General features: G+C 72.6%; 19 protein-coding genes. 12 read left to right on the top strand and 7 right to left on the bottom strand.

Annotation, left to right across the window (positions count from 1 at the left end; translation table 11 throughout):
- Positions 1-78 precede the first annotated feature (78 nt).
- From WMF11_RS20285 to WMF11_RS20250, 8 genes are all read left to right on the top strand, one after another.
- Positions 79-618, top strand: a complete 540-nt coding sequence (locus tag WMF11_RS20285; RefSeq protein WP_437553943.1) for a hypothetical protein — start codon at positions 79-81, stop codon at positions 616-618.
- A gap of 39 nt (positions 619-657) precedes the next feature.
- Positions 658-3093: a DEAD/DEAH box helicase gene (locus WMF11_RS20280; RefSeq protein ID WP_437910054.1), complete on the top strand. Its 2436-nt coding sequence runs from the start codon at positions 658-660 to the stop codon at positions 3091-3093.
- Between the two features lie 224 nt (positions 3094-3317).
- Entirely contained in the window at positions 3318-4007 is a 690-nt protein-coding gene (locus tag WMF11_RS20275) for a tetratricopeptide repeat protein (protein WP_012236244.1), read from the top strand.
- A 593-nt stretch (positions 4008-4600) separates the two neighbouring features.
- The gene (locus WMF11_RS20270; RefSeq protein ID WP_437553939.1) at positions 4601-5950 is read left to right on the top strand and encodes an STAS domain-containing protein; all 1350 of its coding nucleotides are present in this window, start codon (positions 4601-4603) and stop codon (positions 5948-5950) included.
- A gap of 23 nt (positions 5951-5973) precedes the next feature.
- Complete coding sequence (locus WMF11_RS20265; protein WP_157906757.1) at positions 5974-6369, top strand: STAS domain-containing protein; 396 nt, start codon at positions 5974-5976, stop codon at positions 6367-6369.
- Positions 6350-7135 carry an anti-sigma regulatory factor gene (locus tag WMF11_RS20260; protein WP_437300664.1) on the top strand — a complete coding sequence of 262 codons (786 nt, stop codon included), beginning with the start codon at positions 6350-6352 and terminating at the stop codon, positions 7133-7135. The genes WMF11_RS20265 and WMF11_RS20260 overlap by 20 nt, the downstream gene beginning before the upstream one ends.
- Positions 7132-7716 (top strand): SpoIIE family protein phosphatase, encoded by a 585-nt coding sequence (locus tag WMF11_RS20255; protein ID WP_437910052.1) that lies wholly within the window; start codon positions 7132-7134, stop codon positions 7714-7716. The genes WMF11_RS20260 and WMF11_RS20255 overlap by 4 nt, the downstream gene beginning before the upstream one ends.
- Complete coding sequence (locus tag WMF11_RS20250) at positions 7713-8192, top strand: ATP-binding protein (protein ID WP_437300662.1); 480 nt, start codon at positions 7713-7715, stop codon at positions 8190-8192. Before WMF11_RS20255 ends, WMF11_RS20250 begins: the two co-directional genes overlap by 4 nt.
- A gap of 57 nt (positions 8193-8249) precedes the next feature.
- Here the strand turns inward: WMF11_RS20250 and WMF11_RS20245 are convergent, their stop codons facing one another.
- Positions 8250-9275, bottom strand: a complete 1026-nt coding sequence (locus tag WMF11_RS20245) for a tetratricopeptide repeat protein (protein ID WP_437910050.1) — start codon at positions 9273-9275, stop codon at positions 8250-8252.
- A 188-nt stretch (positions 9276-9463) separates the two neighbouring features.
- Complete coding sequence (locus WMF11_RS20240; RefSeq protein ID WP_437978617.1) at positions 9464-11377, bottom strand: L,D-transpeptidase; 1914 nt, start codon at positions 11375-11377, stop codon at positions 9464-9466.
- Positions 11378-11661: 284 nt separating this feature from the next.
- Between WMF11_RS20240 and WMF11_RS20235 the strand changes: the two genes are divergently transcribed.
- The 3 genes from WMF11_RS20235 to WMF11_RS20225 all read left to right on the top strand — a co-directional run bounded on the left by WMF11_RS20235 (position 11662) and on the right by WMF11_RS20225 (position 14748).
- A complete protein-coding gene (locus WMF11_RS20235) occupies positions 11662-13032 on the top strand; it encodes a hypothetical protein (protein WP_437978616.1) in 1371 nt (456 codons plus the stop codon).
- 142 nt (positions 13033-13174) lie between these two features.
- Entirely contained in the window at positions 13175-14446 is a 1272-nt protein-coding gene (locus tag WMF11_RS20230) for a hypothetical protein (protein WP_437978615.1), read from the top strand.
- A 53-nt stretch (positions 14447-14499) separates the two neighbouring features.
- On the top strand, positions 14500-14748 hold the full coding sequence (locus WMF11_RS20225; protein ID WP_437910042.1) for a hypothetical protein: 249 nt from the start codon (positions 14500-14502) through the stop codon (positions 14746-14748).
- Positions 14749-14765: 17 nt separating this feature from the next.
- Here the strand turns inward: WMF11_RS20225 and WMF11_RS20220 are convergent, their stop codons facing one another.
- From WMF11_RS20220 to WMF11_RS20200, 5 genes are all read right to left on the bottom strand, one after another.
- Positions 14766-16448, bottom strand: a complete 1683-nt coding sequence (locus WMF11_RS20220) for a hypothetical protein (protein WP_437910040.1) — start codon at positions 16446-16448, stop codon at positions 14766-14768.
- A 240-nt stretch (positions 16449-16688) separates the two neighbouring features.
- On the bottom strand, positions 16689-20813 hold the full coding sequence (locus WMF11_RS20215; protein WP_437978614.1) for a hypothetical protein: 4125 nt from the start codon (positions 20811-20813) through the stop codon (positions 16689-16691).
- A gap of 105 nt (positions 20814-20918) precedes the next feature.
- A complete protein-coding gene (locus WMF11_RS20210) occupies positions 20919-21914 on the bottom strand; it encodes a hypothetical protein (RefSeq protein WP_437978613.1) in 996 nt (331 codons plus the stop codon).
- A gap of 192 nt (positions 21915-22106) precedes the next feature.
- Complete coding sequence (locus WMF11_RS20205; protein ID WP_437978612.1) at positions 22107-23684, bottom strand: methyltransferase domain-containing protein; 1578 nt, start codon at positions 23682-23684, stop codon at positions 22107-22109.
- A 6-nt stretch (positions 23685-23690) separates the two neighbouring features.
- The gene (locus WMF11_RS20200) at positions 23691-24341 is read right to left on the bottom strand and encodes a transaldolase family protein (RefSeq protein WP_437978611.1); all 651 of its coding nucleotides are present in this window, start codon (positions 24339-24341) and stop codon (positions 23691-23693) included.
- Positions 24342-24626: 285 nt separating this feature from the next.
- Between WMF11_RS20200 and WMF11_RS20195 the strand changes: the two genes are divergently transcribed.
- Entirely contained in the window at positions 24627-26162 is a 1536-nt protein-coding gene (locus tag WMF11_RS20195; protein WP_437978610.1) for an ATP-binding protein, read from the top strand.
- Positions 26163-26180: the final 18 nt, after the last annotated feature.

Here is a 26180-nt window from a genome sequence, read left to right as displayed (position 1 = left end):
GCACGGAAGGGACCGTGGAAGCGGAGCCCGACCGTCGGCGGCCGCGCACCCCTGCCCGCCCTAGGAATCGCAGCGCCCATGCCCGCTCAAGCTCCCGCGCCCATCGCTCACCCCCCGGCCGTGCCGGGGACCGGGGCGGGAGCGCGCCCCCTTGGAGCGCCGCGCCGCCCGGGCGGGCCTCGCGCCCGTGGCCGGCGCATCGCCCTGGTCGCGTACTACAGCTTCGCCGCGCTCATCATCACCTCGTGCACCCTCCAGCTGATCCGGCAGGTCTTCTTTCTGCCGGCCGCCCCGTCGCCTTACGCGAGCTGCGAGGAGGGCCTCCTGGCGCTCGTCCGGGCCGTCGAGCGCGCCAGGGAGGCCGCCCCCGGGACCGACGGGGAGGACGCCGCCCTGGCCCGCTTCAGGAGCACGCTCGCTCCGGCGTGGACCTACCGGGACGGAGTGGCCGCCTCGTGCCGGGGCTCGGAGGACAACGAGCGCGCTCTCGACGCCATCGAGCGGCTCCGCTATGCGGAGGAGCACGCAGCGCGGCGCGAGGCAGGCGATCTGGCTCCGCTGCGGCGGCGGGTCCGGGCGATCGTCGATGGCCAGCTTGGGCCCGCGTCCCCGAGATAATACCCCGACGCGGCGATCACGCAGGACGATATGACCGACATGACCGTTCCTTCTCCCCCTGCCGCAGTGGCGGGTGAAGCGCAGACCGGCGACAAGCCCCAGCCGCCGCCTACCTTCGATGTGCTCCCTCTGTCGTCCGAGCTGCGCGAGACCCTCGCGGAGATTGGCTACGTCCACCCGACGCCGGTGCAGCTCGCCGTGTGGGAGCCGGTGACGCGCGGGCGCGACGCGGTCGTGCAGGCGCGCACCGGCACCGGCAAGACGGCGGCCTTCGGGCTCCCGATCGTCGATCATGCCGTGAAGCGCTCGCTCGCGCAGGCCCAGGTGCTCGCGCTGTGCCCGACGCGGGAGCTCGCGCTCCAGGTCTCGGCGGAGGTCGAGCGCCTCGGTAAGCGCAAGGGCATCAAGGTGGTCGCCGTCTACGGCGGCGCGCCGATGCAGCGGCAGATCGACGCGCTCGCCGCGGGCGCGCAGGTCATCGTCGGCACGCCGGGCCGCGTGCTCGACCACCTGCGCCGCGGGACCATCGTCGCCAAGCACATCCGGCTGCTCGTGCTCGACGAGTGCGACGAGATGCTCTCGATGGGCTTCGAGCGCGAGCTCACCGCGATCCTCGCCGAGCTGCCGCCGGAGCGGCAGACGCTGCTGTTCTCGGCGACGCTCCCGCCCGACATCGAGCGCATCGCGCGCAGCAAGCTGCGCTCGCCCGAGTTCATCACCCTCTCGGGCGACGCCGTCGGCGCGCTCCAGATCCAGCACTTCGTCTACCTGATCACGGGCGACAAGCTGACCTCCCTCGTCCGCATCATCGAGGTCGAGAACCCCGAGAACGCGGTCGTCTTCTGCAACACCAAGGACGAGACCGAGGCGGTCGCCGGGGCGCTGAAGCGCCAGGGGTACGACGCCGACTGGCTCAACGGCGATCTGCCGCAGTCCGATCGCGAGAAGGTGATGAGCGCGACGCGCGAGGGGCGCCTGCGCTTCCTCGTCGCCACCGACGTGGCCGCGCGCGGCATCGACATCTCGCACCTCACCCACGTCATCAACTACGATTTCCCGCAGGACGCCGAGGCGTACGTGCACCGCACCGGCCGCACCGGCCGCGCGGGCCGCACCGGCACGGCGATCGCGCTGATCACGCCGCAGGACGTCGGGCCGCTCTACATCCTCCGGCTGACGTACAAGATCCGCCCGCTCGAGAAGCAGCTCCCCACGGAGGGCGAGCTCAAGACGCGCGCCGAGGCCGATCTCGTCGCGATGCTCGCCGAGGCGTTCCTGTCGAAGGGCACGCACCGCGACGATCTCTCGCTCGCGCGCCGGCTGCTCACGCACGACCAGGCCGAGGCGATCGTGGCAGGACTCCTGCGCGATCACCTCGGCGCGCGGCCGACGGCGCAGGAGGAGGCGAGCGCCGCGCGGCGCGCCCAGCAGCCGCAGCGCGCGGCGGCGCGCGAGAGCGAGGGGCGCGGCACGGATCCGTCGACGAAGCCCGAGCCCGCGGCGCGCGGGCGGGCGGCGCGGGAGGCGCGGGAGGCGATCCCCCGCGCGGCCGACTCGGCCGAGCCGCGCTCGCCCGAGACGGAGCGCAGCGAGCGCGAGCGCGAACGCGAGCTTGCGCGCGAGGGCGATCGGGACCGCGGGCGGGAGCGCGATCGGCGATCGCTGCGCCTCCGCCGGGACGAGGGGCGGCGAGGCCCTCGCGGCGCGGACGCGCCCGGGGGGGAGGAGCCGCGCCGGCCCGAGGGGGCGCGGGCGCGCGACGACGGCCCCGTCTCGGTCGAGCCGCTCACGCGGCCGGAGCCGCTGATGCGGATCGAGCCGCCGCGAGGCGAGGGCGGGTCGGGCCGCGGCCCGGCGGAGCGCCTGCGCGATCGGCCCGCCGCGACGCTGCTGTCGGCGCGCCGCGGCGCTGGCGCCGCTGGCGCCGCGCCGGGCAGGCCCCAGGGCGGCGCGTCGGGACAGCCGTTCTCGCGCCACGCCGACTTCACCATGTGGCAGCCGCCCGAGGAGGAGGGCGACGACGAGCCGATCCTCGGCGAGCCTCCGTCTCCGGCGCCCGGCTCGCCGGTGTCGCGCGGCGGCGAGCGCGAGCGCGCGGGCGGCGCCCTGCCGTCGGCCACCGGCGAGGCCGCGGTCGAGATCGAGAGCGGCGAGGCCGGCGAAGCGCCGCGCGCCGAGCCCTCGCGCGACGAGGCGGACGGAGAGTTCGTCGAGGTCTTCATCAACCTCGGCCGCCGCGACGGCGCGCGCGCGGCCGATTTCCAGCGCGCGCTCATCGAGCGGGGCGGGATGGCCAAGGGGGACATCCGGCGCATCCGGGTGCGCGAGCGCAACGCGTTCGTCAGCGTCCCGAAGGCCGAGCTCGCGCGGGTCGTGGCGACGCTGAACGGCGCGACGATCGCGGGCAAGGAGGCGCGCGCGGAGCAGGCTCGGGAGCGCACGTCAAGCGCCGAAGAGGTGGCGGAGGACGCCTGAGCGCGGGTCGCGCGGACCGGCGCAAGAGCGTCTGTCCGCTGCCACATGGCGGCGGAGCGGGCTCCACGCGGGCGTTTCAAGCGGTTCCGCGCGGCGCAAGACACCGCCTGGCGGCGCAGGTCGATGGTACGTCGGTGGGGGCTTGCGTGCGACGTCGTCCAGGCGTCGCCGCTCGGCGCGCAACGCGCTAGCCAAGCTCGCCCACTGGTCGTATCACGGAAGGGATGGGGCGCAGTGGAGCGGAGGACATCGACCGGCTTCGACGGGACATCGATCGAGCGCTTGCTGACAAGCTCGATGCGGACAGGGTGCTCCCGCTGCTCGCGCGCTTGGCCCGCGCGACGGCGCCCGGGAGCGAGCCGTGGCTCTACGCGCACCGCCACCTCGCGGAGATGGGCGTCGAGCACGATCCGTGGCGCGCCGCGCTCTTCGCGCGCCGCGTGCTGCAGTTCCACGAGGAGGACGACGGCGCCTGGGCGGTGCTGGGCCTGGCGCAGTCGCTGCTCGGCAACTACCGCTACGCCGCGCGCGCCTACGAGCGCGCGCTGGCCATCGCGCCCGAGAACCCCTGGTATGCGCACAACCTGGGCCACCTCTACGACGTCGCGCTGAACCGCCCGCACGACGCCTTGCCGCTCCTGGCGCAGGCCACCGAGGCGCAGACGGGCGAGGCCGACATCGCCGCGAGCTACGCGCACGCGCTCGCCCGATGCGGCAAGCTGGTGCTCGCCAAGAAGATCTTGAAGCGCGCCATCCGTCACGGCGCGACCGCCGACCAGATGGCGCTGTGGCGCTGGCTCGACGCGGGCGCCCCGACCACGGGCGAGAGCGGTCCAGACCCTCAGCGCCCGGCCGACTCGAAGCGCAAGGCCAAGCGACGGCGCGCTCGCGAGCGTCAGAGCCTCGGCGATTGAGGTGGAGCGACCCGCGCGCGGCGGTGATCACGCAATCCGCGCTGGTGACCAGCGCGCGTCGCAAGGGGGGAACCTCACGTGAGCTTGGACCCTCTCCATCCGCACATCCGAGGAGCGGAAGCAGGAGGTGCGCGCCGACCGAGCTCGGCTGCGCTGCGGCGCGGCATAAGCTGCTGCTGGCGTGCTCGATCGTGACGCGGGGCACGGGCGCGGTTGTGCGGGCACGGGCTACCTCGGCTGGGCGACGGTGGATGCCGTCGCCACAAGCGACACGCATGGCTGACGCGAAGCTTGACGGTGGGTTGCCCGGTTGGCGATAAGCTGTGTTTCTCGACTGGTGCTGGACACGGTCCCCGCTTGGGACAGGGCACCCTGCGAGGAGAAGAAATGAGCGTCACGAGCGTGCAAAGGACGGACAGGACGGCGAAGAGCCACGCGCTCTCCGCGGCCGTCTCGTTTCGCCCGCGCGGCTCATCCTCCCGGCGCGCGCATCTGGAGCAATCCTGCGAGGGGATTCGCCGCGCCGCGCACCGGAGGGACGCGCTGCCTGGCGCCACGCACGGCGCGCGCGGGCTTACGACGGGGAGTTCGCGATGAGCGAAGAAGCTCTGCGGCAAGAGATTGCGAGGCTCACGGAGCGCGTCGCGACGCTCGAGCAGCAGATCGAGGGGCACGAGCGCGCGGCGAAGGAGCAGGCCGCGCAGCTCGACCGGGCGACGCGCGAGGCGCGCGAGCGCGGCGAGCAGCTGGCCCGAGCGGACGAGGAGCTGCGGCGACAGGCTGGCATCTTCAAGCTCGTGCTCGACAGCATGGCGGACGGCGTCGCCGTCGTTGACGACAGGGGCGAGCTCCTGATGCGCAACCCGGCCGCGGAGCACATGCTCGGCCGCGCGCCGCTCGACCTCACCTCGGCGGACGACGTGGGGCCCGGCGACGCCACGCTGTTCTTCCCCGATCGCGCGACCCCCTGGCCCATGTCCGAGCACCCGCTGTCGCGCGCGCTGCGCGGCGAGACGGTCGATCAGGTCGAGCTCTTCGCGAGGAAGTCCGCCGACCAGGACGCGCGGGTCGCCCGCCGATCCAACGGCATGGCGGGCGGCGCGATGCCGACGCTCGCGCCCACCGCGGGGCCGCAGGGGGACGACGTCGAGCCGCGGTCGGTCCGCGTGCCGCCGGTGTTCTCCGAGCCGCGCATCGAGACCGGCCCGGTGTCCGGCCTGTTCCTGACGGTGAGCGCCAGCCCGATGCGGGGCAAGGACGGGGCGATCTCCGGCGCCGTCGCCGTGTTCCGCGACGCGACCGAGAAGAAGCGCCTCATCGAGGATCTCGAGGCGAAGAACCGCGACCTCGTGGAGAGCGAGAGCGCCAAGGGCGAGCTCGTCGAGCGGCTCCGATACGCGATCGACGAGATCTCGACGCCCATCCTCGAGCTGTGGGACGACGTCCTCGCGCTGCCGATCATCGGCGTCGTCGACTCGCGCAGGAGCGCCCAGATCATGGAGCGGCTGCTCGACGAGATCGTCCGCCGCCAGTCGCGCTACGTCATCATCGACGTGACGGGCGTCGAGGTGATCGACACGCGGACGGCCGACCATTTCATGAAGCTGATGAAGGCGGTCGAGCTGCTCGGCGCGCGGTGTCGGATCACCGGGGTCAGGCCCGCCGTCGCGCAGACGATGGTGGAGCTCGGCATCAACCTCGGCACCGTGCGCGCCGCGCGCAACCTCAAGCATGCGCTGCGCGAGAGCATGGCGCTCGCCGGCCAGAAGCCGACGCCCGCGTCCCTCATGGGGACCCGCCGCGGCGCGGCCAAAGACAACGAGAAGCAGACAGGACAGCCGTTCACACCTGGCGGCCCTCGGGCCGCCTTCGATCCGTCGGGCAGCGGTGCAATGACCACGACACAGCTGCAGCTCAGCGCGAGGAAGGAGACGTCCACTTGATGCAAGCGGGTAGGGTCCCCATCGTGGGCCTCTTCGGGAACTTAATCGTCTCGGTGCAGGGCGGGCTCACCGACGGCCAGGTGGAGCAGCTGCGCGACGACGTGACCGGGTCGATCGAAGCGCGATCGCCCCGCGGCCTCATCGTCGACCTCTCCGGTGTCGAGATTCTCGATAGCTATCTCACCCGCGCCATCCGTGACATCGCGCTCACGGCCCGGCTGATGGGCGTCCGGACGGCGGTGTGCGGCTTGCGTCCCGCGGTCGCGATCGCGCTCGTGGAGATGGATCTCGAGATCCCTGGCGTGGTGACGGCGCTCAACCTGGAGCGCGCCGTCGAGATGCTCGCGCCGTCCGCGGAGGACGACATGATGCCGCCGGAGCTCACGAACGAGGTGTCGCATGAAGATCCCTCCTCGTGACGGACCGCCCTCCAGCGGCGGCGCCACGGGGCCGCCGTCGAGCCGGTCCAGCGGACCGGTGTCGACGCGCTTGCCGGGTACGCCTCAGTCGGGGCGCGGCCCCGTGCCGTCGTCTCCGCAGATCGTCGGCCGCTCGATCACCGATCAGATCGAGACGGTGCTGGCGCAATTCCTCTCGCCCGCGGTGAGGAAGAGCGTCATCGACTGCGGGATCCGGCAGGCGAAGGTCGATCCGCTGGTCGCGCGCGAGGGTGATCTCCGGCGCCTCCTCGTCGAGGTCAAGCGCGGGGTGAAGCTGTTCGTCCGCGACCAGGCGCAGCTCGATCGGTGCATCTCCGAGCTCGGTGAGCTCGATCACGCTGCCCCTGCGCCGCGCGAGATCACCATCGATGTGCGCAACGAGGAGGACGTGCTGCGCGCGCGGTCAGCCGGCCGCGAGCTCTGCATCGAGCACCTCGTCAGCGACGTCCTGCAGACGAAGATCGTCACGGCGATCTCCGAGCTCGGGCGCAACATCGTCAGGTACGCGGGCAGCGGGCAGGTCGTCGTCCGCTCGCTCACCTCGCCGATGCGCGCGATCGAGATCGTCGCGCAGGACAACGGGCCTGGGATCACGAACCTGCCGGAGATCCTGAGCGGCAAGTACCGCTCGCGTCACGGTATGGGCGCGGGCCTCCGCGGCACGAAGGCGCTCATGGATGCGTTCGACGTCAAGACGGCGCCCGGCGCCGGGACGACCGTGACGGTCAGGAAGTACCTCGGATGACGGTCGCCATCGGGACCGCGTGCTGCGTCGCCGCCGGCGAGGAGATCGCCGGCGACGAGGTGGTGGTGGTCCGACAGTCCCCGTGGGTGCTGATCGGCCTCGCCGACGGGCTCGGTCATGGTCCCCACGCCGCGCAGGCGGCCTCCGCGTTCTGCCGCTACGTGGAGGACCACGCGTCGATGCCGCTCGAGGATCTCTTGACCGGGGCAGGGGAGCAGCTCGCGTCGACGCGCGGGGCCGCGGCTGCGCTCCTGCGCATCGACGAGAGCGTGGGCGAGCTCGAGTTCTCGGGCGTCGGCAACATCGCGATGAAGGCGATCACGCGGACGGCCATGCCGAGCTTCTGCTCGGCGGGGATCCTCGGGCGGCGCGTGCGGCGGCTCCGCAGCTTTCGCTTCCCCATATCGCCTGGCGACGTCGTCCTGCTCCACTCCGACGGGATCTCCAGCGGCTTCGATCTCGGCGCGTTCCGCGACTTCGATCCAGAGGAGATGGCGCGCCGGATCGTCGACGCCCACAAGAAGTCGTTCGACGACGCCACGTGCGTCGTCGCCGTGGTCCGCGACAGGGGCGCGGCGTGACCCAGCGGTCCCCGCCCGCGTTCAGCATCCCCGTCACGCGCGAGGAGGATCGCTTCGCCTGCGCGGCCGAGGGCGCGCACATCGCGCGCTGGGCAGGGCTCTCGGAGCGCGCCCAGCACGAGCTCGCCATCGCGATCGCCGAGCTCGTGTCGAACGCGGTGCGCCACGGCGGCGGCGGGAGCATCAGCATCCGCGCGATCCGCGATGACACGCAGACGGGCGGCGGTCGGTGGGGCGTCGAGGTGATCGTGCGCGACTCCGGCCCAGGCCTGGACCCGAAGCTGGCGCTGCTCGAGGACGTCGGGCCGAAGAGCGATCGCGGCCCGTCCTCGTCGAGCTCTGCGCGGCTGACGCCGAGGATGCCCGGTCAGGGGCTCGGCGTCGGGCTCGGCGCCGTGCATCGGCTGATGAGCTCCGTCATCATCCGTTCGTCGCCCGGCATCAGCACCGAGATCATCGCCGTCAAGTGGAAGTGAGCGGCGCCCCGCGCGCCCACGCGGCGCGGCGGTCGTGGTGAGGAGCGCCTCGCTCGATCAGTTGAGCTCTTTCTCGGTCCGCTCGTTCTGCTCGGCTTCGAGGAACGTCGCGGTGATCTCGCGCTCTAGCGCCAGGTTGATCTCGCGCTCCAGCGCCTCGATGCTGCCCGCGAGGCGGGCGACGTTGAGGGCGTAGACGAAGACCCGCGCGCACGGGTGGATCTCGGCGCTGCCGCGGAGGCCCCGCTCGCGCTCGTCGGCGTTGAGGCCGTCCAGGAGGACCAGCGCGCGGGGATCGACGCCCTCGGCGACGAGCTCCATCCCGGGCACGTCGGAGATGTAGAGCTCCGCGCCCTCGACGTAGCGCCGGAGCACGGGGTTGAGCGCGGCGACCGTCTTCTGGGCCAGCGTCACGAAGCCCTCGCGGCTCGGCGCCCAGGGCGGCATGCCCAGCTCGACGTCGAGCTCGCGGGAGCGAAGGAAGGCCTGCGTCGCGCCGCGGACATCGCCCCGCTCGTCGCGGATGAGGCCGAGGTAGTAGTGGGCCTCGGCGTGCCGCGGGTCCTTGAGCGCCGCCTCCTCGATGAGGGCAGCGGCCTTGTCGGCCTGGCCGATCTCGTAGAACGCGCGGCCCACGAGGAAGGTGTGGTTCGGGTTGTCGTAGGGGCCCTCGGGGATCCTCGCCGCGACCTGGGCCGCCTCGTCGAGATCGCCCTTGCCGAGGAGCGCGTCGAACTTCAGGAGGAGCGCGTCGATGATCTCCTCGTCGACCTCGGCCAGATCCAGCGCCTGGTCGCACATCTCGATCGCCTGGTCGAAATCGCCGAGCGGGTGGATGTACACCTCGGCGGCGTTGAGCATCGCCTCCAGGTAGGTGTCATCGAGGGCGATCGCCTGGCGGTACGCCTCGATGGCCTCCTCGCCCTCGCCCTCGAGGGCCGCGACGAAGCCGAGCAGGTTGTGAGCCTCCGGCGAGTTCGGATCTAGCTCGAGCGCCCGCCGGGCCGACGCCTCTGCTCCGCGCGTGTCCCCGCGCTGGACGAGATCCCACCCGCGGTCGAGGTGCGCCGAGAACTGGTCCATGGCGGCTCCACAAGTGTGCGAAGGGGAGCCCCGAGTCAAGAGGGAGCCCTGTCAAAGCGACCGTTCGAGCTGTTCCGAGCACGGCCCGCCCGGATTTCCAGCAACTGGCGCAGGCACGACGCCAGGCGGCCAGGCCCGCTAGGCAGGTCCAGGCGAGGCGAGGCGCGGCTCCGGCGCGCGCGGCCCGCTCACTCGTGGATGGACACGAGCGTGCCGCGGTTCTCCGGCGTGGCCCAGACCCCGTGCCAGCCGCGCGGGAGCCTGGGCTCGCTCCAGAAGAAGACCTTCTTCGCGTCGAGCGGCGAGAGGTTCACGCAGCCGTGGCTCATCTCCCGGCCGAAGTTTCCGTGCCAGAAGGCGCCGTGGAGGGCGTACGAGCCGTCGTAATACGCGACGAACGGCACGTCCTCGATGCTGTACGGCAGATCGCCCGCGACCGTGCCGTCGCCGTCCATCGTGGTCGCGATGTGCTTCTCGCGGATGCGGAACACCCCCGCGGGCGTGGGGTGGTCCTTCTTCTTGTCCTTCGAGCGCCTCCCCGGCGAGACGAGCGCCGCGAAGACGGGCTTGTCGCCCTCGATCGCGACCAGCGTCTTGCGCGACAGGTTCACGTCGATCCACTTCTCGCCCGGCGCGAGATCCGGCGGCGGGGCGCCGAGATCGGTGTACGTCCCATCGGCGCCCTTCATCCACCAGCCCTCGGTGGTCTTCCGGTACACCGTCGACTTGTGGGTGTGGCTCTCGCCGGTGAGGCCGAACGCCGCGAAGCGCTCGAGCGAGCCGGCCACGGAGACGGACTTCTTCTCGGCGTCGAACTGGTACTTGCTCGCCGACTTCGCGAGGATGAAGCCGACCGACTTCGCGCCCTCGGGGAAGTCGATGCCCTGCGAGGCCGGCGGCTTGATGATGTACATGCGGTCGCTCGGCGCGACGAGGCCCGCGGTCGTCTTGTACCAGCTGCGGCCGTTCCAGCCGAAGGTCTTGTCGACCGCGACGAAGAAGCCCTTGACCATCCGCTTCGCGACCGTCGAGTCGGCGTCCTTGTCGAGATCGGCGAGCGTGACGTTGAGCGGCCTGCCCTTCTCGTCGACGTTCTCCCACCAGGGCTTCTCGGGCTCCTCCTCGACCGGCGCCGGCGCGATGCCGAGCGACGCGGCCGCGGCGACGGCCGCCGCCTTGTCCTCGACTGCAGCCGGATCCGCGGCGACGGCGGCCACCGGCGCGGGGCTCGCGGCGGCCTCGGCGCTCGCCGCGGCGCGAGCGGCGGCCGCCGCGGCGACCTCCTTCTCGGTCTCCTCGTACAGCGCCTCGGCGCGCTGCTTCTCCTCTTCCTTCCGCTTGCGCTTCGCGGAGTCGAGGTACGGCTCGTAGCGCATCATCTCGTCCTTCGAGGGGACGGAGCGGTAGAGCGGCGTGCCGTGGGTCGTGTTGAAGGCGTACTTGTACGGGAGGACCTCGTCGAGGTTCGGCGGCGTGATGCCGAGGCGGACCTGCGGGTTCGACAGATCCGTCGTGGCCGACCTCCCGCAGACGTAGCCGCCGTCGAGGAGGCGGTACCAGCCCTTGGCGCAGCTCCCGCCCTTGATCGGCTTCGGATCGACCGGCACCTTGCCGCCGAGCCGGATGTAGCCGAGCCGCTGCTTGGAGAACTCCATCGTCGGATAGACCGACGCCTGCGGCATGATCGAGCCGAGCAGCGGCCCCGTGTACGGCGTGTCGGGCGCGGGCGGCTCCGGGGCCTCGGAGGGCGCGGCGGCCGGGGCCTCCTTGGGCGCCTCGGCGGGCGCGGCGGCGCGCGCCGAGGACGCGGGCGCGGGGCGGGGGAGGGACGATGTCCGCTCGGGCGGCGAGTCGCCTTCGGTGGAGGGGCCGGGAGGGGCCTCGCCCTGGCAGCCGCTCGCCCACGCCGCGGTGCCGGCGAAGGCCGCCGCGGCGACGAACCCGAGCACGCTGGACACGAGCGAGGTGCGCGCGACGCCGGCGCGTCCGGCGCCCGGCGCCGGTTGCGGGTTCCGCAGGTCGTCGGTGCGGACATTGCCGCTGCCGTGCGATCGTGCGGGGTCCTTCTGCCCGCGGGGGCCGGGCGCCTGAGAGCGGTTCATCGCATCCACAGCGTTGGGCGAGGACCGGCCTTCCCGATCCTCGCGGTCTGATGATCGACCCGTAGGGTCGGGTCGGCTCGGCGGTCTTAGTACCTGGTCACTCACGTGTCGATCCACTTCTCTGCGGAGCGCGCGCCCCTCGAGCTGACGACGGCGGACGCCGGGGCAGGCGGCATCGCATGACGATCGCTTGAGCGAACGACGTGCCACGAAGCCGCGACGCGCGGCGCGGCCGCGCTCCGGGGCATGGATGCCGTTCGGACGGCTGCTGCTAGGGTACCGCCGTGGCGGAACGGACCCCGGGGCGTGGCTTGAACAACACGACGGAGGCCCAGCGCGTGGGCCGTGGCACCGCGGTCGTCCCGCTCGTTCGCGCCGCATCCAGGCGGGCGCTCGTCACCGCGGCCGTCGTCGCGGCGCTCCTGCACCTGCCCCTGCTCCCGACCCCGCTGTTCGCGTGGCTCGACGCGATGTTCGCGCTCCGGGGCGAGCTGGCCGACTACGACGCCGGCGAGACGATCGTGCCGATCGATCTCGATCTCCTCGCGGACGACCCCAGCGCGGTCGCGGCGGCGCCCTCCGCGAGCGGCGGCGAGGGGGCGCCTTCCGCGGCGGGCGCCGCAGCGCCGGCGACGCCGTCGCCCGCGACGCCGCCCGCCGCGTCGGCGAGCGCCTCGCCGGAGGCGCCGGACGCGGGCGCGCGCGGTACACCCGCGCCGCGCCGGAAGCCGCCGGGCGACGCAGGACCGGACGCGTCTGGCGATGGGGGCACGGAGAACGACGGCGACCACCCGAACCTGCGGACCCCGCTGAGCGCCGCGGGCGCGCCGGGCAAGCTCGCGTCGAAGGACCCGAACGTCCAGGTGCTCATCGCCGGCGACCGGCTCCGCAACCACGAGCTCGGCGCGTGGTTCGGCCGGATCCTGACGACCATCCCCCAGTGGCAGTCCTTCTTCAGCGACACCGCCGTCGACCCGATCCGGGACATCGACCACCTCCTCATCGCCGGGCCGCAGCTCCGCGACTCCAGCAAGGTCGTCGCCGTCATGGACTACCGGGCGCCCGAGGAGACCATGCGCGCGGCCGTCGACGTCATCGTGCAGCGGTCGAACGGCGCGTGGATCGAAGACGCCCCCGTCCCCGCCGCCCGGGCCACCGCCGACCGCAGCAAGCGCATCTTCGCGATGGTCCCGGACCGGCGGCTGCTCGTGGTCCTTCCCGCTGCTGAAGAAGATCAGCTGTCCAAGTTGAAGTCCATGAAAGGATTCAACAAATCTTCGGCGGCGGGCATCGTCATCTCGATGCTCACGCCCGCGAACGCGTTCCGCGGGGTCCAGGCGGTCCCGCGCAGCCTCGCCTGGATGCGCCTCACCGTCACGCCGACCAAGGACGGGGGCGCGGACCTCGCGCTCACGGCGGGCGATGAATCCGCTGAAGATGCGCTGGTTCACGCGCAGGAGCTCACGAAGACCTTGAACGCGATCCGGACCATCGACCTGGGGATCACGAGGATCGATGTGGTGGATGAGATCGCCTTCAACACCGACGGGAAGGTCATCTGGTCGAAGCTCCACGTCACGAACCGGCAGCTCAAGCTGATCATGGGCTTCGTGGAGAAGGCGCTCCTGGAGCAGGGCGGCGCGCGGAAGCCGTAGCGCGCGGGGCGAGAGCGGCTGCGCCGGGGCGAAGGCGGCCGGGCCGGCGCCAAGGGGGCCGTGCCGGGGCGGAGCGCGGCCCGGGCCGCGCGGAACACTAGCCAAAGCGGCGGCGTTCAGTTAATCCGACCAGCCCGCGCCGATGACGCCCGAACACTCTCCGTACGCCGTGCTCGATGAGCTTGCCGGACACCCCCGCGGCGACGACCTCGCGCGCGTCGTCCACACCGCGGCCTTCGCCGCCGCGGACGAGCGGCGGACGACCCTGGAGGGCGGCCTCGCGGAGCTCGTCGACCGGGCGGGCCTGTCGATCGCCGACGCGGAGACCCGGTTCGGCAACGTGGTCCGGGCGCTCGAGCGCGGCACGAGCGAGGGCGCGGGGAGCGCGACCCGTGTGCTCCTGGCCACGCTGCTCGCGCGCGGGGTCGCGCTCTCGCCGCCCGACGGGCCGGAGGCGGAGGGCCGCGTCGCCGAGGCGCTCGTCTGGCTGGCGACGTACACCTCCGTCGACGCGCTGACCGCGCTGGACGCCGCGCTGGGCGAGCGGGCCGCGGGCCTCTGGCGGTCGATCGCCGCGCTGGTCCGGCGCGCTGACCAGGGCGCGCTGCCGCAGCTCGGCCGGGCGGGGGCCATCATCGCCGCGGCGGCGCTTCGGGGGAGCGCCTCGCCCGACGCGCGCGCCGAGACCGCGGCGCTGGTGGACGACGTGCGCGATCCGATCGTGCGCTCGCTGCTGCGCGACGCGCTCTCGCCCGGCAGGCGGCCGAGCCGCGCGCCGAGCGCCAGCGGGGCCGCGCAGGAGGGCGCCGGGGCCGCCGGGGACGAGAGATGGGCGCCGGAGCGCGACGGCGGGGCGACGGCGCGGCTCGCGGGCGAGCTGTCACCGCCGCCGCGCGGGCCGGTAACGCTCGTGCTGCTGGCGGCGACGGGGATCCTGCTCGTGATGCACGTCCTCCGGCTCGCCGGGCGGTTCCTTCTGCGGTACCGCCGGCCCGCCGCGCTGGAGGTCGGCCCGAAGGGCGTGACCGTCCGGAGCCGGACCGAGCTGTTCGGCCGGACGCTGAAGGAGCGGGAGACGTACATCCCGGTCGAGGCGCTCCTCCGGGCGACGCGCGAGGTGCGCTACCCGCGGCTCGCCCTCTACGCGGGGCTCGTCGCGCTGGGGCTGGGGACGTACCTGGGCGTGTCGCTGCTCGTCGACGGCGCGCGCGCGGGCTCCCCGGAGCTGCTCGGCATGGGCGCGCTCGTCTTCGCCTTCGGCGCGGCGCTCGACTTCGGGCTGTCGCACCTGGAGACGGCGACGCGCGGCCGCTGCCGCGTGGTGCTCGTCCCACGGAAGGGCCCGGGGGTCGCGCTCGCGGGGATCGAGCGCGACGCTGCGGACCTCGCGCTGGGCAAGCTGCCGCGCGCCTGAAACTTGGCCGGATCGCGCCGCCTCCGCTAGGCCGATCGGGCGAGGTGATGGCGATGCGCTCGAAGACCGAAGCGATGGCGGGGCTCAGGCGGATGCTGCACGACATGCTGACCGCGCGGGAGGGCGGGGAGAGCGCTCCCCGCCTGGCGCGGGTGAAGGGCTGCGTCGACGGCGCGATGCGCGCGCTGCTCGACAGCGGGCAGGTGACCCGGCAAGAGCTCCTCGATCTCGTGGCCGCGGAGCGCGCCCGCGTGAGCGGCCCGGCGACGGCGGAGATCCGCGCGGTGTCGCTGAGCGCCTGACGGCGCGGCGGCGCCGATCACGGCTGCGGGCAGCTCTGGTTCGTGGCGAAATCCCAGCAGGCGCCGCTCACCCCGGCCGCGCCGTCGCTTCCGGGGGAGCCACCGAGGCCGGCGGAACCGCCGTTGCCAGCCGTGCCTCCCGTGAACGGCACCTCGGCGGCCGCGGGGCTCGGCGTGACCTGGTAGGCGATGCCCACCGCGTGGCCGCCTCGGCCGCCGCCGCCAGGGCCGCCATCGCCGCCCGCGCCGCCCTTGCCCCCCATGCAACCCGCGAGCGAGCCGGCGCCGGAGACGCGACTCCCCCCCTTGCCCCCCATGCCGCCCTCGCCGCCGGGGCTTCCACCTCCGCCCTCACCTCCATGGCCCGCCTTGCCGACGGCGATGGTCACATCGGTCAGCGCCAGCTTGGTCCCCAGGCTGAGGATCCCGATGCTCGACCCGCCGGCCTTGCCACCGCCTCCTCCCGTTCCACCGCAGCCGCCGGCCCCGCCGCCGCCGCCGCTGGCGCCCGCGCCGTCGATGTAGCTACCCCCGCTGGACATGCAGAAACGTCCTGCTTTCGCGCCGCCGCCGCCGCCTCCGCCTTGACCGCGCGTCCCGCCGACGCCTGCGCCGCCGTCCCCTCCGGTGATGCTGGCCAGCGTCAGCGTGGTGCCGTTGCCCGCTGTGCCAGCGCCGCCAGAGGCGCCCCTCGCGCCGCTCGCGCCGTCCCTGCACTCCACCGTCTCTCCCGTCTCTCCCATCTGCCCGTGTCCGATGCCGCCGACGCCGGATGCGGGCGGGGAGGCCGCACCCGGCGTCCCGTCGCTGCCGCTCTGCCCGCGCCCTTCATCTACAGCGGGCTGTCCACCCAGGCCGCCGGCGCCGCCGCTCGTCTCGCCATCCGCGCACGTCGTTACGCCGGGCTGGCCGCTGTAGACCGCCACGAGGCACGCGCTCGAGACGTCCTCCAGCGCGTCCGCTCCATCCTGCACGACCGCCGTCGTCTCGCCGCTCGCGCCGTTCACCCCGTTCCCTGCGATCACGTCGACCTGCTCGAGCTGCGCGTCGATGTCCGCGACCGCCACGCCGATCGACGACCCGCCCGGAGCCGTTGCGCTGGCCGCGCTGATCGTGAAGCTCCGCACCCGTGTCCCGCCAGCGTCCTCCGTCAGCGTGAGCGCCACCTTGTTCGCGGGCCCGTCGATGGCGCTCCGCGCAGCCGGGCTCCACGTCCAGCCCGCGCTGCAGTCGAAGCCGCCGATCACCTCGACGGCCTCCCGGACCGTGACGCTCTCCTCGAATACTCCGCTCGAGCACGCCAGCACCCGCTTGCCGTTCGCTTTCGCGAGCGCCTCCGAGAGCGACGCGTACGGGTTGGCCTTCGTCCCATCTCCTCCGGACGCCGCCCCCGCGCTCGCGAACACCGCGCACCGGTCCACCGCCGTGCTCGCATCCTGGGTCGGGTCCGGCTCGCACGTGGGGCCAGGACCCTCGCCGCCGCCCGTCGTTTCGGGGGGGCAGTACCTCGAGTCTTCCTTGCAATCCTCGGCGTAGGACAGCGGCCAGCACCCGGCGAGGTGCAGCGCCACGACAGCCGACGCGGCGGGGAACAGCCACAGCGAGAACGGGACGCCGATCCGCCGCCGCGCGGCGCGCCGCGCGGGCGCGCCGGCCTGATGCTGCGCTCCACCGGACGGCGCAGGGGATGCGTTGCTCACCGCGTTGCTGCTCGTTCGTTCCGTCGCTCTCATCGTCCCAAGCCTTTCCTGTGACGCTTCGCTCTGCCTGCAGATCCTCGCAGAAGACGCACCCGCGTCCTGGCCGCGCCGACCCAGGAGCATACCCAGTCGGCGGATCGCCTGCTCAACGGCGATCCGTCGGCCGAGTGCTCCAGGGGGACGCCGCATGCGGCGATCTCGTCGTCTCGCGGCCCAGGCGCTCGCGCTCCGGCGCGCGCTTCAGGGGGCGACGAGCGCCACGTCTCCTTTCGTGGTCTGTCCGCCGACGCGCCACCAGTTTGCGATGAGCAGCCGCCCGTCCGCCTCCACGATGCGCGAGAAGGCGCCCGCGAACCCCTCCTGCTCGATCTCCTGGATGAGCCAGCTGTGGCCGTCGCCGCTCTTCGTCCCGATCGCGAGCCGCAGGGTACCGCTCGTCGCGTCCTGGTAGCTGATGCGCACCTCCCCGGCTGCCGTCACGAACACGTTCGCGTCGTCGCCGATGAGGTGCTGCCCGTCCTCGAAGGGGACGCCCTCGATCCCGAGCCCGTCGTCCGCCACCTCGGAGGGCTCGACCTCCGTGCCTCCCTTCACCCGCGCGTACCGCAGCCCCTCCGAGCGGCCGTCCGCGTAGGCGAGGTGCCAGTCGCCGGCGCGATCGATGAACAGCGACGTCCCCATGCCCACGTCGCCCGTGTCCGTCCCGTCAGGCGCCGCGCCGTCCACGATGCGGGTCTCCCACGCGCCCATCGACCTCGACGCGATCACCACGTCGCCGTGGATGCGATCGTAGAACGCCAGCCCGAACCCGCCCGCATTGTCGGGCGCCAGCGCGACGTAGTCGCCGATCGCCTCGGGGTACGTCTCGAGCCGGTTGCCGTCGGAGGTCGCGGCGCACGCCGGCGAGCCGCCGTCGTCGATGCACGCCTGTCCGGAGGCGCACCCCGGCTCGCAGTCGCCGGCCGCGAGCGGCGTCGCGCAGCGCCCCGTGCTCCGGAGGCACTTCGCCCCGGCGCCGCAGAGGAACGCGCGGCACGGCGTCGCCTCGTCCTTCGCCACGTCCTCGAACCGCCACGCGCCCTCCCCGGGCGTGGCGCTCTCGCCGGTCGCGATCCGGACGCTCGACGTGACCGCGCCGCCCTCGCCCGGCTCCATCGCGAGGTAGGCGATGACGGGCAACCCCTTCACGAAGAGCAGCTTCGCGTAACGGCCGATGTCGCTGCTCGGCGCTTGCTGCACGAAGCTCACCGCCCACGTGTCGCCCTGCCGCTGCGCGAACTTGAGCGCGCGGTTCGTGCGGTCGTAGTAGGCCACCGCCGGCTGGCCGTCCGGCCCGACCGCGATCGACGTCCAGAGGCCGACGTCGTCGCCGGGGTCGGTCTGGCCCCCGCGGAACCCGCTCACGTCGAACCGGGCCGGGTCGACCGGGGGCTCCGCGGGCACCCCGTCGATCGCCTCCCACGCGACCGCCTCGCCGTCCCACGTGCCGACCACGAGGTCACCCCACGCGAACGCGTTCCGCCAGTCGGCCTCCGCGTAGCCGGCGACCCAGACCGTGCGCTTGTCGGCGGCGACCGCGACCGAGGTGTACGCGCCGATGAGCCCGTGCTCCAGCGTCATGCAGTCGGGCGCGACGCATCCAGGCTCCACCTGCTCCGGCTCCTCGCTGCACGAGCATCCGGCGTGCGAGCCGAGGAGCGCCATGACGGCGATCCCGGCCAGCGCGCCCTTCGCGCCGCGCGCGCCTCGCCGCGCAGGGGGCCGAGGCGACGAGCCCCGGCCGCCGCGCCGCGCGAGCCGCAAGGCCGCCGCCGCGACGGCGAGGCCGAGCCAGCGGACGCCCGACGGCGTCTCGCCGCCGCCGCCAGCCACGACGCAGCTGCAGCCCGCCGACGGGTCGACGGGGACCCGGCCACGGAGGATCGCCTGCCGCGCCGTGCCGAGGTTCCCCTCCTCGTCCACGGCCTCGACCTCGATGTCGACGGCGTCACCGACGTCCACCGATGTCGTCTCCGCCGCCGTCGACCACGGGGACCACGCGCCGTCGTCGAGCCGCACGCGCACCTTCGCGCGCGCGGCGTCCGAGACCCGATCGCGCACCTCGAGCGGCGCCCGGCCGTCCACCGCGGCGCCGACGGAGATGACCGGCGGATCGACGTCGACCACCATCTCGACGGTCGCCGGCGTGGGATCGAGCGACAGGGGAGCGCCCGCGATCCGCGATCGCACCGAGATCACGTGACGCCCCGGGAGCCGCAGCCAGTCGTCGCGCAGCTCGACGATGCGCTCGCGCGTGAACGGGCGCCACACGCCGCTGTCGATGCGGTACGAGTACTCGACGGCCCGCGTGCCGTCGTCGAGCGGCGAGCTCATGACGAGCCGCGCCGTCGGCCCGTTGTCGCGGGTCATCGTGGGCAGGCGGAGCCCCTCGGCGCGCACCTCCTTGCGGCTCAGCTCGGCCTGCGTGTCGCTCCTCGCCGAGCGCTGCTGCGCCGTCGTTCCGAGCGCCGCGAAGATGCCGAGGTAATTGTCCTGCCCCTTCGTGAGCTTCCGCAGGCCGGGGGAGCCCGCGCCCTCGGCCGACTCCGGGATCACCAGCGAGAGCCCGAGCGCCGAGAGCGGCCCGTCGAGATCGATCGCCGGGATGCCGCCGCCGATCAGCTGCCCGAGCTGACCGCCGAGGAGGCCGCCCAGCGCGTCCGCGATGGACTTGGGGTTCTCCCGGAGCAGACCATTGTTCGTCACCTCGCCGTTCTCGACCCTGAGCGCCTCGATCACCGGCGTGAGCCCCTCGGGGGTGACCGAGAGGTTCATGGGCACATCCACGTCGAACGTCGCCGTCATGAACCGGATGAACCTGTCGAGCGACCAGACGTAGAAATCGAAGCTCGCCCGGTCCAGCTGGATGCGGATCAGCGGGTCGTCGCTTCCGTTCGTGCCATTGCCAAACGTGAGCCGAGGGGGCGCCTGCGGACGGATGACGACCGCGACCTGCTGCGACTCGCGCTGGAGCGCGAGATCCTTTGCGGAGGGGGCCAGCAGCCCCAGCGTGCCAGAGTTGAGGAGAGGCACCGTCTCCGTGGAGATACCGAGACAGAGCAGGCCGCTGTTGTAGAGACCGTTCATGGCATAATTCGCGAAGCGCTCGGAGAACGCGAGACCGACGTGGGGGCCGGGAAGGTCCGCTGGCCAGTCGGAGACGGTGTTGGCGACGAGCTCATCGGGAATCGGGATGCCCGCCGGGAGCGCCATGTTCGACAGCGGCACACATTTCGATGTCGGCACCGGCTCGGCGCCGCCGTAGAGGCCCAGGGTGAGCCCGTTGCCGACCGGGTTGAGGTCGCCCCACGCGAGATCGGAGCCGTCGTCCCGCTCGCTCGTGCCGCCGCCGGCGAGCAGGAGGTCGAACCCGCCCTGCGTACCCGGGGAGATGCTCGCGAGCAGCCGGCCGAGATCGATGTGGCCCTCGACGCCGAGCAGGATCGAGGCGCACTCGTCGTTCGCGTGCGTGCCGTAGCGGCAGACGCCGCCGATGTCGTTCGTGCCGTCGGGGCAGGCTGGGTCCTGCGTCGGCTCCGCCTTCAGACAGAGCTGCTGGTCGAGCTGGGCCTTCAGCGTGTCAGCGAGCGAGCCGGTCAGGAGGGGGAGGACGATTGGGCTCAAGAAATCGAGGATGTCGCCGGCGACGGAATCGCCGCAGTCGAGCTGCAGCCTCGACTCGAGCTGATCCTCGTCGATGCCGAGCCGGACGATCTTGACGCGGGAGTAGCCCTGCCGCGAGTGCTGCGGATTCACGTCGATCTCGACCGAGAGCTCGACGTCGAGGTTGATGTTCGTGAAGGTCTGGTCATCGGGCGGGCACGCGTCGTTGCCGTTGAGGGTGGCGATGACCGTGCTGTCCGTGACGAGGAAGTCGATGAGGATCGGGAGGTTCTGCAGGCGCACCGGCAGAGACCCCCGGATTCGCAGGTTGTGCGGGGTCCGCGGTTCGAGATGAAGCGCCGCGCTCCCCACGTCGATCTCCGCTGCGCACCTCGGCGGGCTCGCGTTCGGGTCGGCTCCACCAGGACAGACGGTGTAGTCGACCAGCGCGGACCCGGAGGACCGGGGGATCGGGAAGGTGATGATTCCACCGTCCCCGCCCCCGAGGAGCGCGCGCCCGAGGACACCCAGGTTCTGCTCGAGGAACTCGACGCCCGACTGCGTGAGCCGCGCCGCGCCGGCGTTCTCGATGCGGTCCGCGGGCTTGAAGCCGGCGGGGAGGGGGGTCATTCCACAGCCGGCGCACCCGCCTCCCGAAGCGGCACATCCGGCGATGACGAGGAGAACAAGGATGGCGGAGAAATGCTTGATGACGCGGGGCATAAGGAACCCTCCGGGGGAGCACGACCCGCAGCGCCGCGCCCGCTGGGCGCGGGCTTCAGGACGCCACGACAGATCGTACGCTCCCCGGAGAGCCGCCCGCAAGCGCTACTGGGGACAGAGACCGGCAATCTTGACGGCGGTCGCGGCATACTCGCCGCCGAGCGCATAGGCGTCGGCGCACTCGTCCGTCGCGGCCGAGTTCGTCGCGCTGCACCAGTCGCCCTTCAGCACGATCCCGCCGCTCTCGTCGCGCTTGCACGTATTGGGCGTCTCACCGGTGCCGTACTCTCCAATATCGCCCGAGAGCACGACACAGAGGCTCTGCTCGATCCCGGGGATGATCACCCGGTCGACCTCCTCCAGCGTGATGAACGCGGTGAGCTTGCCGCCGTTGATGAACGCAGGGGGATCGCCGTCCGGGCCTGGGAGGCAGGCCTCCATCGGGCTGAGCGCCTCGTGATTGTACCGTCCGATGCAGTTCTTGTCCGCCGACACCTTCGCGTCGGTGAGCTGCACCTGGTGCATGGGCAGGACGATCGGCTCGGTGGCCGCGTCCCCCGCGCCCGTGTCCAGGAAGATCGGGACGTTCAGGATGTCGGACGCGCCGCTCCACGCGCCGTCGGTCAGGGGGGCGTCGAGCTCCTTCGGCGCGATCTCGAACTCGCCTGCAGACATGTTGGCGAAGCAGTAGCCCGCGAGCGGGTCGCTCGTGGGCATCGCGCCGCCGGTGCGCAGCTTGCCGGTCGCCGTGTCGAACTCGAGCAGCCAGGAAAAGGTCCCGGTGCCATTCAAGTTGCACACGGGCAGGTTCATCGTCAGGCCCTCGGCGACGAGGCGGGCGATATAGCCGACCGCGAGCACGTCGGGCTTCGTGATCGTCAGCTGCGCCATCCGCAGACCAAACTTCGTCGCGCCCTGATTGTCGTGGACGGCAATGCACTCGGAGGCGACAGCCGTGCAGACCGGGTTCGTCGGCGAACAGTCGCCTGGAGCCCCGCCGCCGGTCCCTCCCGCTGAGCTCGAGCTCGAGTTCGAGCTCGTCTCGCCGGCGTCGTCGCCCCCGCACCCCGCTCCCGCCGCCGCGCCCATCAGCGCGGACACACCTAATACGCAAAAACCCTTCAAAAACCGCATCTCTTGCCTCCTCCGGTGTTGCAAGGTGCGGAGTATAGGCGGCAGAAATGCGATGACCACGCGGTCGAGGTGACGCCGCGCCGCGTCGCTATAGCCACATTCACGTCACACGCCGATGAGCCCGGCGCGCTTCGTCCGCGTCGCCGTGCGGCGTGACGCCTAGCGGCGCTCGTAGCGGTCGCCGAGCCGGGCGCCGACGGGGAGCGCGCGCAGCAGGCGAATCATGGTCCACACCGTGCCAGCCAGCTTGCGCAGCTTCGAGGTGCCGACGCGCTCGTTGTACTCGATGGGCATCTCCACCACGCGATAGCCGCACTTCGCGGGGAAGAGCAGCGTGTCGATGGGCAACGCGTCACCCTCACCGTCGAAATCGAACGCGCGAATCACCGAGCAGCGGTAGGCGCGCATTCCGCTGTGGACGTCGGTTGTCGGGATACCGTGCATCGCGTGTGTCATGGCGGCAAAGGCGCGGTTGGCGACGTAGTTCGGGACCGGCATGGCCGCCGGCCTCGTGCGTGTGCGCGCGCAGTTCACCACGTCGGCGCCCTCCTCCTCGATGAGGCGCCTGAGCATGGGGATGTTCTCGGCCGGATAGGTGAAGTCGCAATCGAGGTAGATGAGCAGATCGCTCCGGGCGGCGGCGCTGTACATGAGGAGCTCCATGGCCGGCCCGTGGCCTCGGGGCGGCACCTGCCGGAGCACGCGCGCCCCGAGGCCGGCCGCGATCTCGGCGGTCCTGTCCCGCGTGGAGCTGTCGACGCAGAGGATCTCCGCGTCGGGCGCCGCCTTCCTGATCTCGCCGATCATGGCGCCGACGCTCTCCTCTTCATCCATGGTCAGCATGCCGACGGTGAGCCGCATCCGGCGCGGGCGCGGCGGCTTCCTGGCGACGATCACGTGCTGGAACGCGAGGAGGCCGGGCGCGCGGTCGGCGACCACGTCCTCCAGCGGGCGGACGAGCGCGTGATACGCCTTGTAGGGGAGCGAGCCGGCGAGATCGCCGGGGTCGTCTCCTGCGCCGAGGCCGCGGAGGATGAGCCCCTTGGCGGCCCGGACGAGCATCGGGTTCTGCTCGACGCGGAGCACCTCGAGCCCGGCGCGCTCGATGAGCCGGACCGCCGACGCGCGGGTGAAGAAGCGGAGGTGCGTGTCGTCCAGGATGCCGCTCGGCTCGTAGTCGAACCGGCCGGCGAGCAGGCCGAGGCGCACCGGCCAGGCCGCGACGTTGGGGAGCGAGACGATGACGTGGCCTTCCTCCTCGAGGTGGGGCAGGAAGCGGCAGAGCACGGCGAGCGGGTCGGCGGTGTGCTCGAGGACGTCGGCGAACAGGAGCAGGTCGAAGCGCCGGTCGCCGAGCGCCTCGCGCACGGCGGCGTCGCTCGTGATGTCGGCGGCGAGGACCTCGTCGAGCGCCGCGCCGGCGCGCGCGAGCGAGCCGGGCGCGATCTCGATCCCGGTCACGCGCGCGCCCGTGCGCTTGACGGCGGCGCCGTTGAGCCCGATCCCGCAGCCGACGTCGAGCACCGTCCGCGGCCGGCCGGCGGCGGAGACGAGGGCCCGGTTCACCTCTTCGACCGCGTATTTGCGCCCGGCGAAGGCCTCCGGCGCGGCGCGGGGCGGCGAGCGCCGACCCGGGGTGTCCCCGTTACCGAGAGGGCGCGGCCCGCAATCTTCGCGGCCTTCGCGGCCTTCCCTGTCTTCCCCGTCTCCTCGCGCGTGGCCGGGCTCGGCGTTCACGCGCGGCTACTTAGCACGCTTCTCCCAGGCGGCGTTGAATTCGCGGATCGTCTCCTCGGTCTTCGGGTTGTGGAGCATCTTCCGCAAGATGGCGGGAGGCACGGTCACGATGTGCGCGCCGGCGTCGAGCGCCTCGTTCACGTCCATGAGGTGGCGGATCGAGCCGACGATGATCTCGGCGCCCAGCCGCTCGCGATCGAGCCTCGCGCGCGTGCGCTCGATGACCGGGGTCGCGGCGTAGCCCATGTCGCGGATGCGCCCGCTGAAGATCGAGACGTACGCGCCGCCTGCGAGGGCCGCGAGGTAGGCCTGGTTGAAGCTCATCACGCACGTGACGTTGGTGCGCACGCCGCGCTTCGCGAGGGCGTGCGTCACCTTGAGGCCGACGTCGCTGAACGGCACCTTGACGCAGATCCGCTCGGGCGCCCACGCGTGACAGCCGCGGGCCTCGTCGAGCATCGCCGCCTCGTCCTCGCTCGTCAGCTCGACCGACACGGGCCCCGCCGACGCCGCGAGCACCTCGCGGATGCGCCGCTCGAGATCGACGCAACCCGCGTCGCGCGCGAGGATGAGCGGGTTCGTGGTCACGCCGGAGAGGACGCCCCAGGAGAAGAGCTCCTTGATCTCGGCCGGGTTCGAGCTGTCGAGGAAGAACATGGAGCGCTCCAGCGGGCTCGCTCGAGCCCCGGCGCGGTCTAGGCCAGTTCGATGCAATAGAGAAGGGGGATAGCGAAGGGGGATAGCGAAGGGGAATAGCGAAGGGGAGAAGAGAGAAGGGGAGAACGAGACACCGTCCACGCTGCGCGGCTCGCCGCGCCGCCCTGCAGTGACGTTCGCGGTGCGGCCGGTGTGAACGACGTTGCAAAGACGGAGAGTCCGCGCTTCAGTTCTGGTTGTCGGAGATGTCGCTCCGGCGGAACGTTTCTCCACGGCCATGCGTCGATGAGCAGCGGACGATCGTCGAGGGATCCGGTGGCGCACAGCCCGCTGCTCGCGGCTTGCTCGCCGGCGGGGCTCTACGTCGCCGCGCCCGACGGCCACCTCGTCGACTGCAACGAGGGGCTCGCCCGGCTGATGGGCTATGGCTCGCGGGAGGAGGCGCTCGCGGCGAGCGAGCTCCACCTCGGCGGGGGCGCGGCGCCGCAGCCGGCCGGCGCGGTCGAGGGCTTCCTCACCCGCCGCGATGGATCGGCGGTCCGGGTGATGAGGACCGAGACCATCGCGGAAGCGCGCGGCGAGCGGCTCGTGGTCGGGGCCATCGTCGATCTCTCCTCCACGCGCTGCACCGACGATCGCCGGCGCGAGCTCTCGGAAGGGCTCGGCCAGGCGCAGAAGATGGAAGCAGTGGGGCGGCTCGCGGGCGGGATCGCCCACGACTACAACAACCTGCTCGCGATCATCCTGAACTACACGAGCCTGGTGATAGAGGAGCTCGACGAGCAGAGCCCGGTGCAGAAGGATCTCGCCGAGATCAAGCGCGCCGCGCAGCGGGCCGCGTCGCTGACGCGGCAGCTGCTCACGGTGAGCCGGCGGGGGCTCGCGCAGCCGGTCGTGCTGGATCTGCGGGACGTCGTGCGCGGCATGGACGGCGCGCTCCGCGCCGCCGTCGGCGGCAGCATCGATCTCGCGATCGCGCTCGGTCCGTCGGCCTGCCGGGTGCTGGCGGACGCGGGGCAGCTCGAGCAGGTGGTGATGAACCTAGCGCTGAACGCGCGCGACGCGATGCAAGGCGGCGGCCGGCTGTCGATCGAGACGCGCGCGGTCCGCGTCGGCGCTGCGGGGAGCCTGCACGACGCGCACCCGGCGGTCCCGCCCGGCCGGTACGCGCGCCTCGTCGTGAGCGACACCGGCAGCGGGATGTGCGACGACGTGCGGACCCGCGCCTTCGAGCCGTTCTTCACGACGAAGCCGAGGGGGAAGGGGACCGGCCTCGGGCTCGCCACCGTGTACGGGATCGTCAAGCAGTGGCACGGCCACATCGAGCTCGCCTCCCAGCCCGGGCAGGGCACGCGCGTCGAGATCTACCTGCCGCTCTCCGCGCGCGCAGCGTCCTCGCGGCGAGCGCGCGCGGGGCATCCGCGCCGCGCAGCGCCGCGCCCGGGCGAGGGCGGGACGGTGCTCGTCACCGACGACGAGGACGCGGTGGTCACGCTCGCGAGCCGGATCCTGGGGCAGAACGGCTACACGACGCTGACGGCGCGCGGGCCGCGCGAGGCGCTGCGCGTCTGCGAGGCGCAGCGCGGGCGCGTCGACCTGCTGCTCACCGACGTGCTGATGCCCGAGATGTCCGGCGGCGAGCTCGCCGCTCGCCTCGTGAAGCTCAGGCCGGACATGAAGGTGCTCTTCATGTCCGGCTACACGGGCGACGCGCTCGACGGCCCGTACGCCGTCCGCCCGGGCGCCGCGGTGCTGGGGAAGCCCTTCACGGCCGAGTCGCTCCTCCGCGCCGTCCGCAGGGCGCTCGAGGGGGCCACGTAGGCGGGACGCGCCGGCCTT

It is taken from the genome of Sorangium sp. So ce295 (assembly GCF_051527405.1).
Lineage (GTDB): Bacteria > Myxococcota_A > Polyangia > Polyangiales > Polyangiaceae > Sorangium > Sorangium cellulosum_B.
This window is presented reverse-complemented; position numbering and strand designations above follow the sequence as displayed.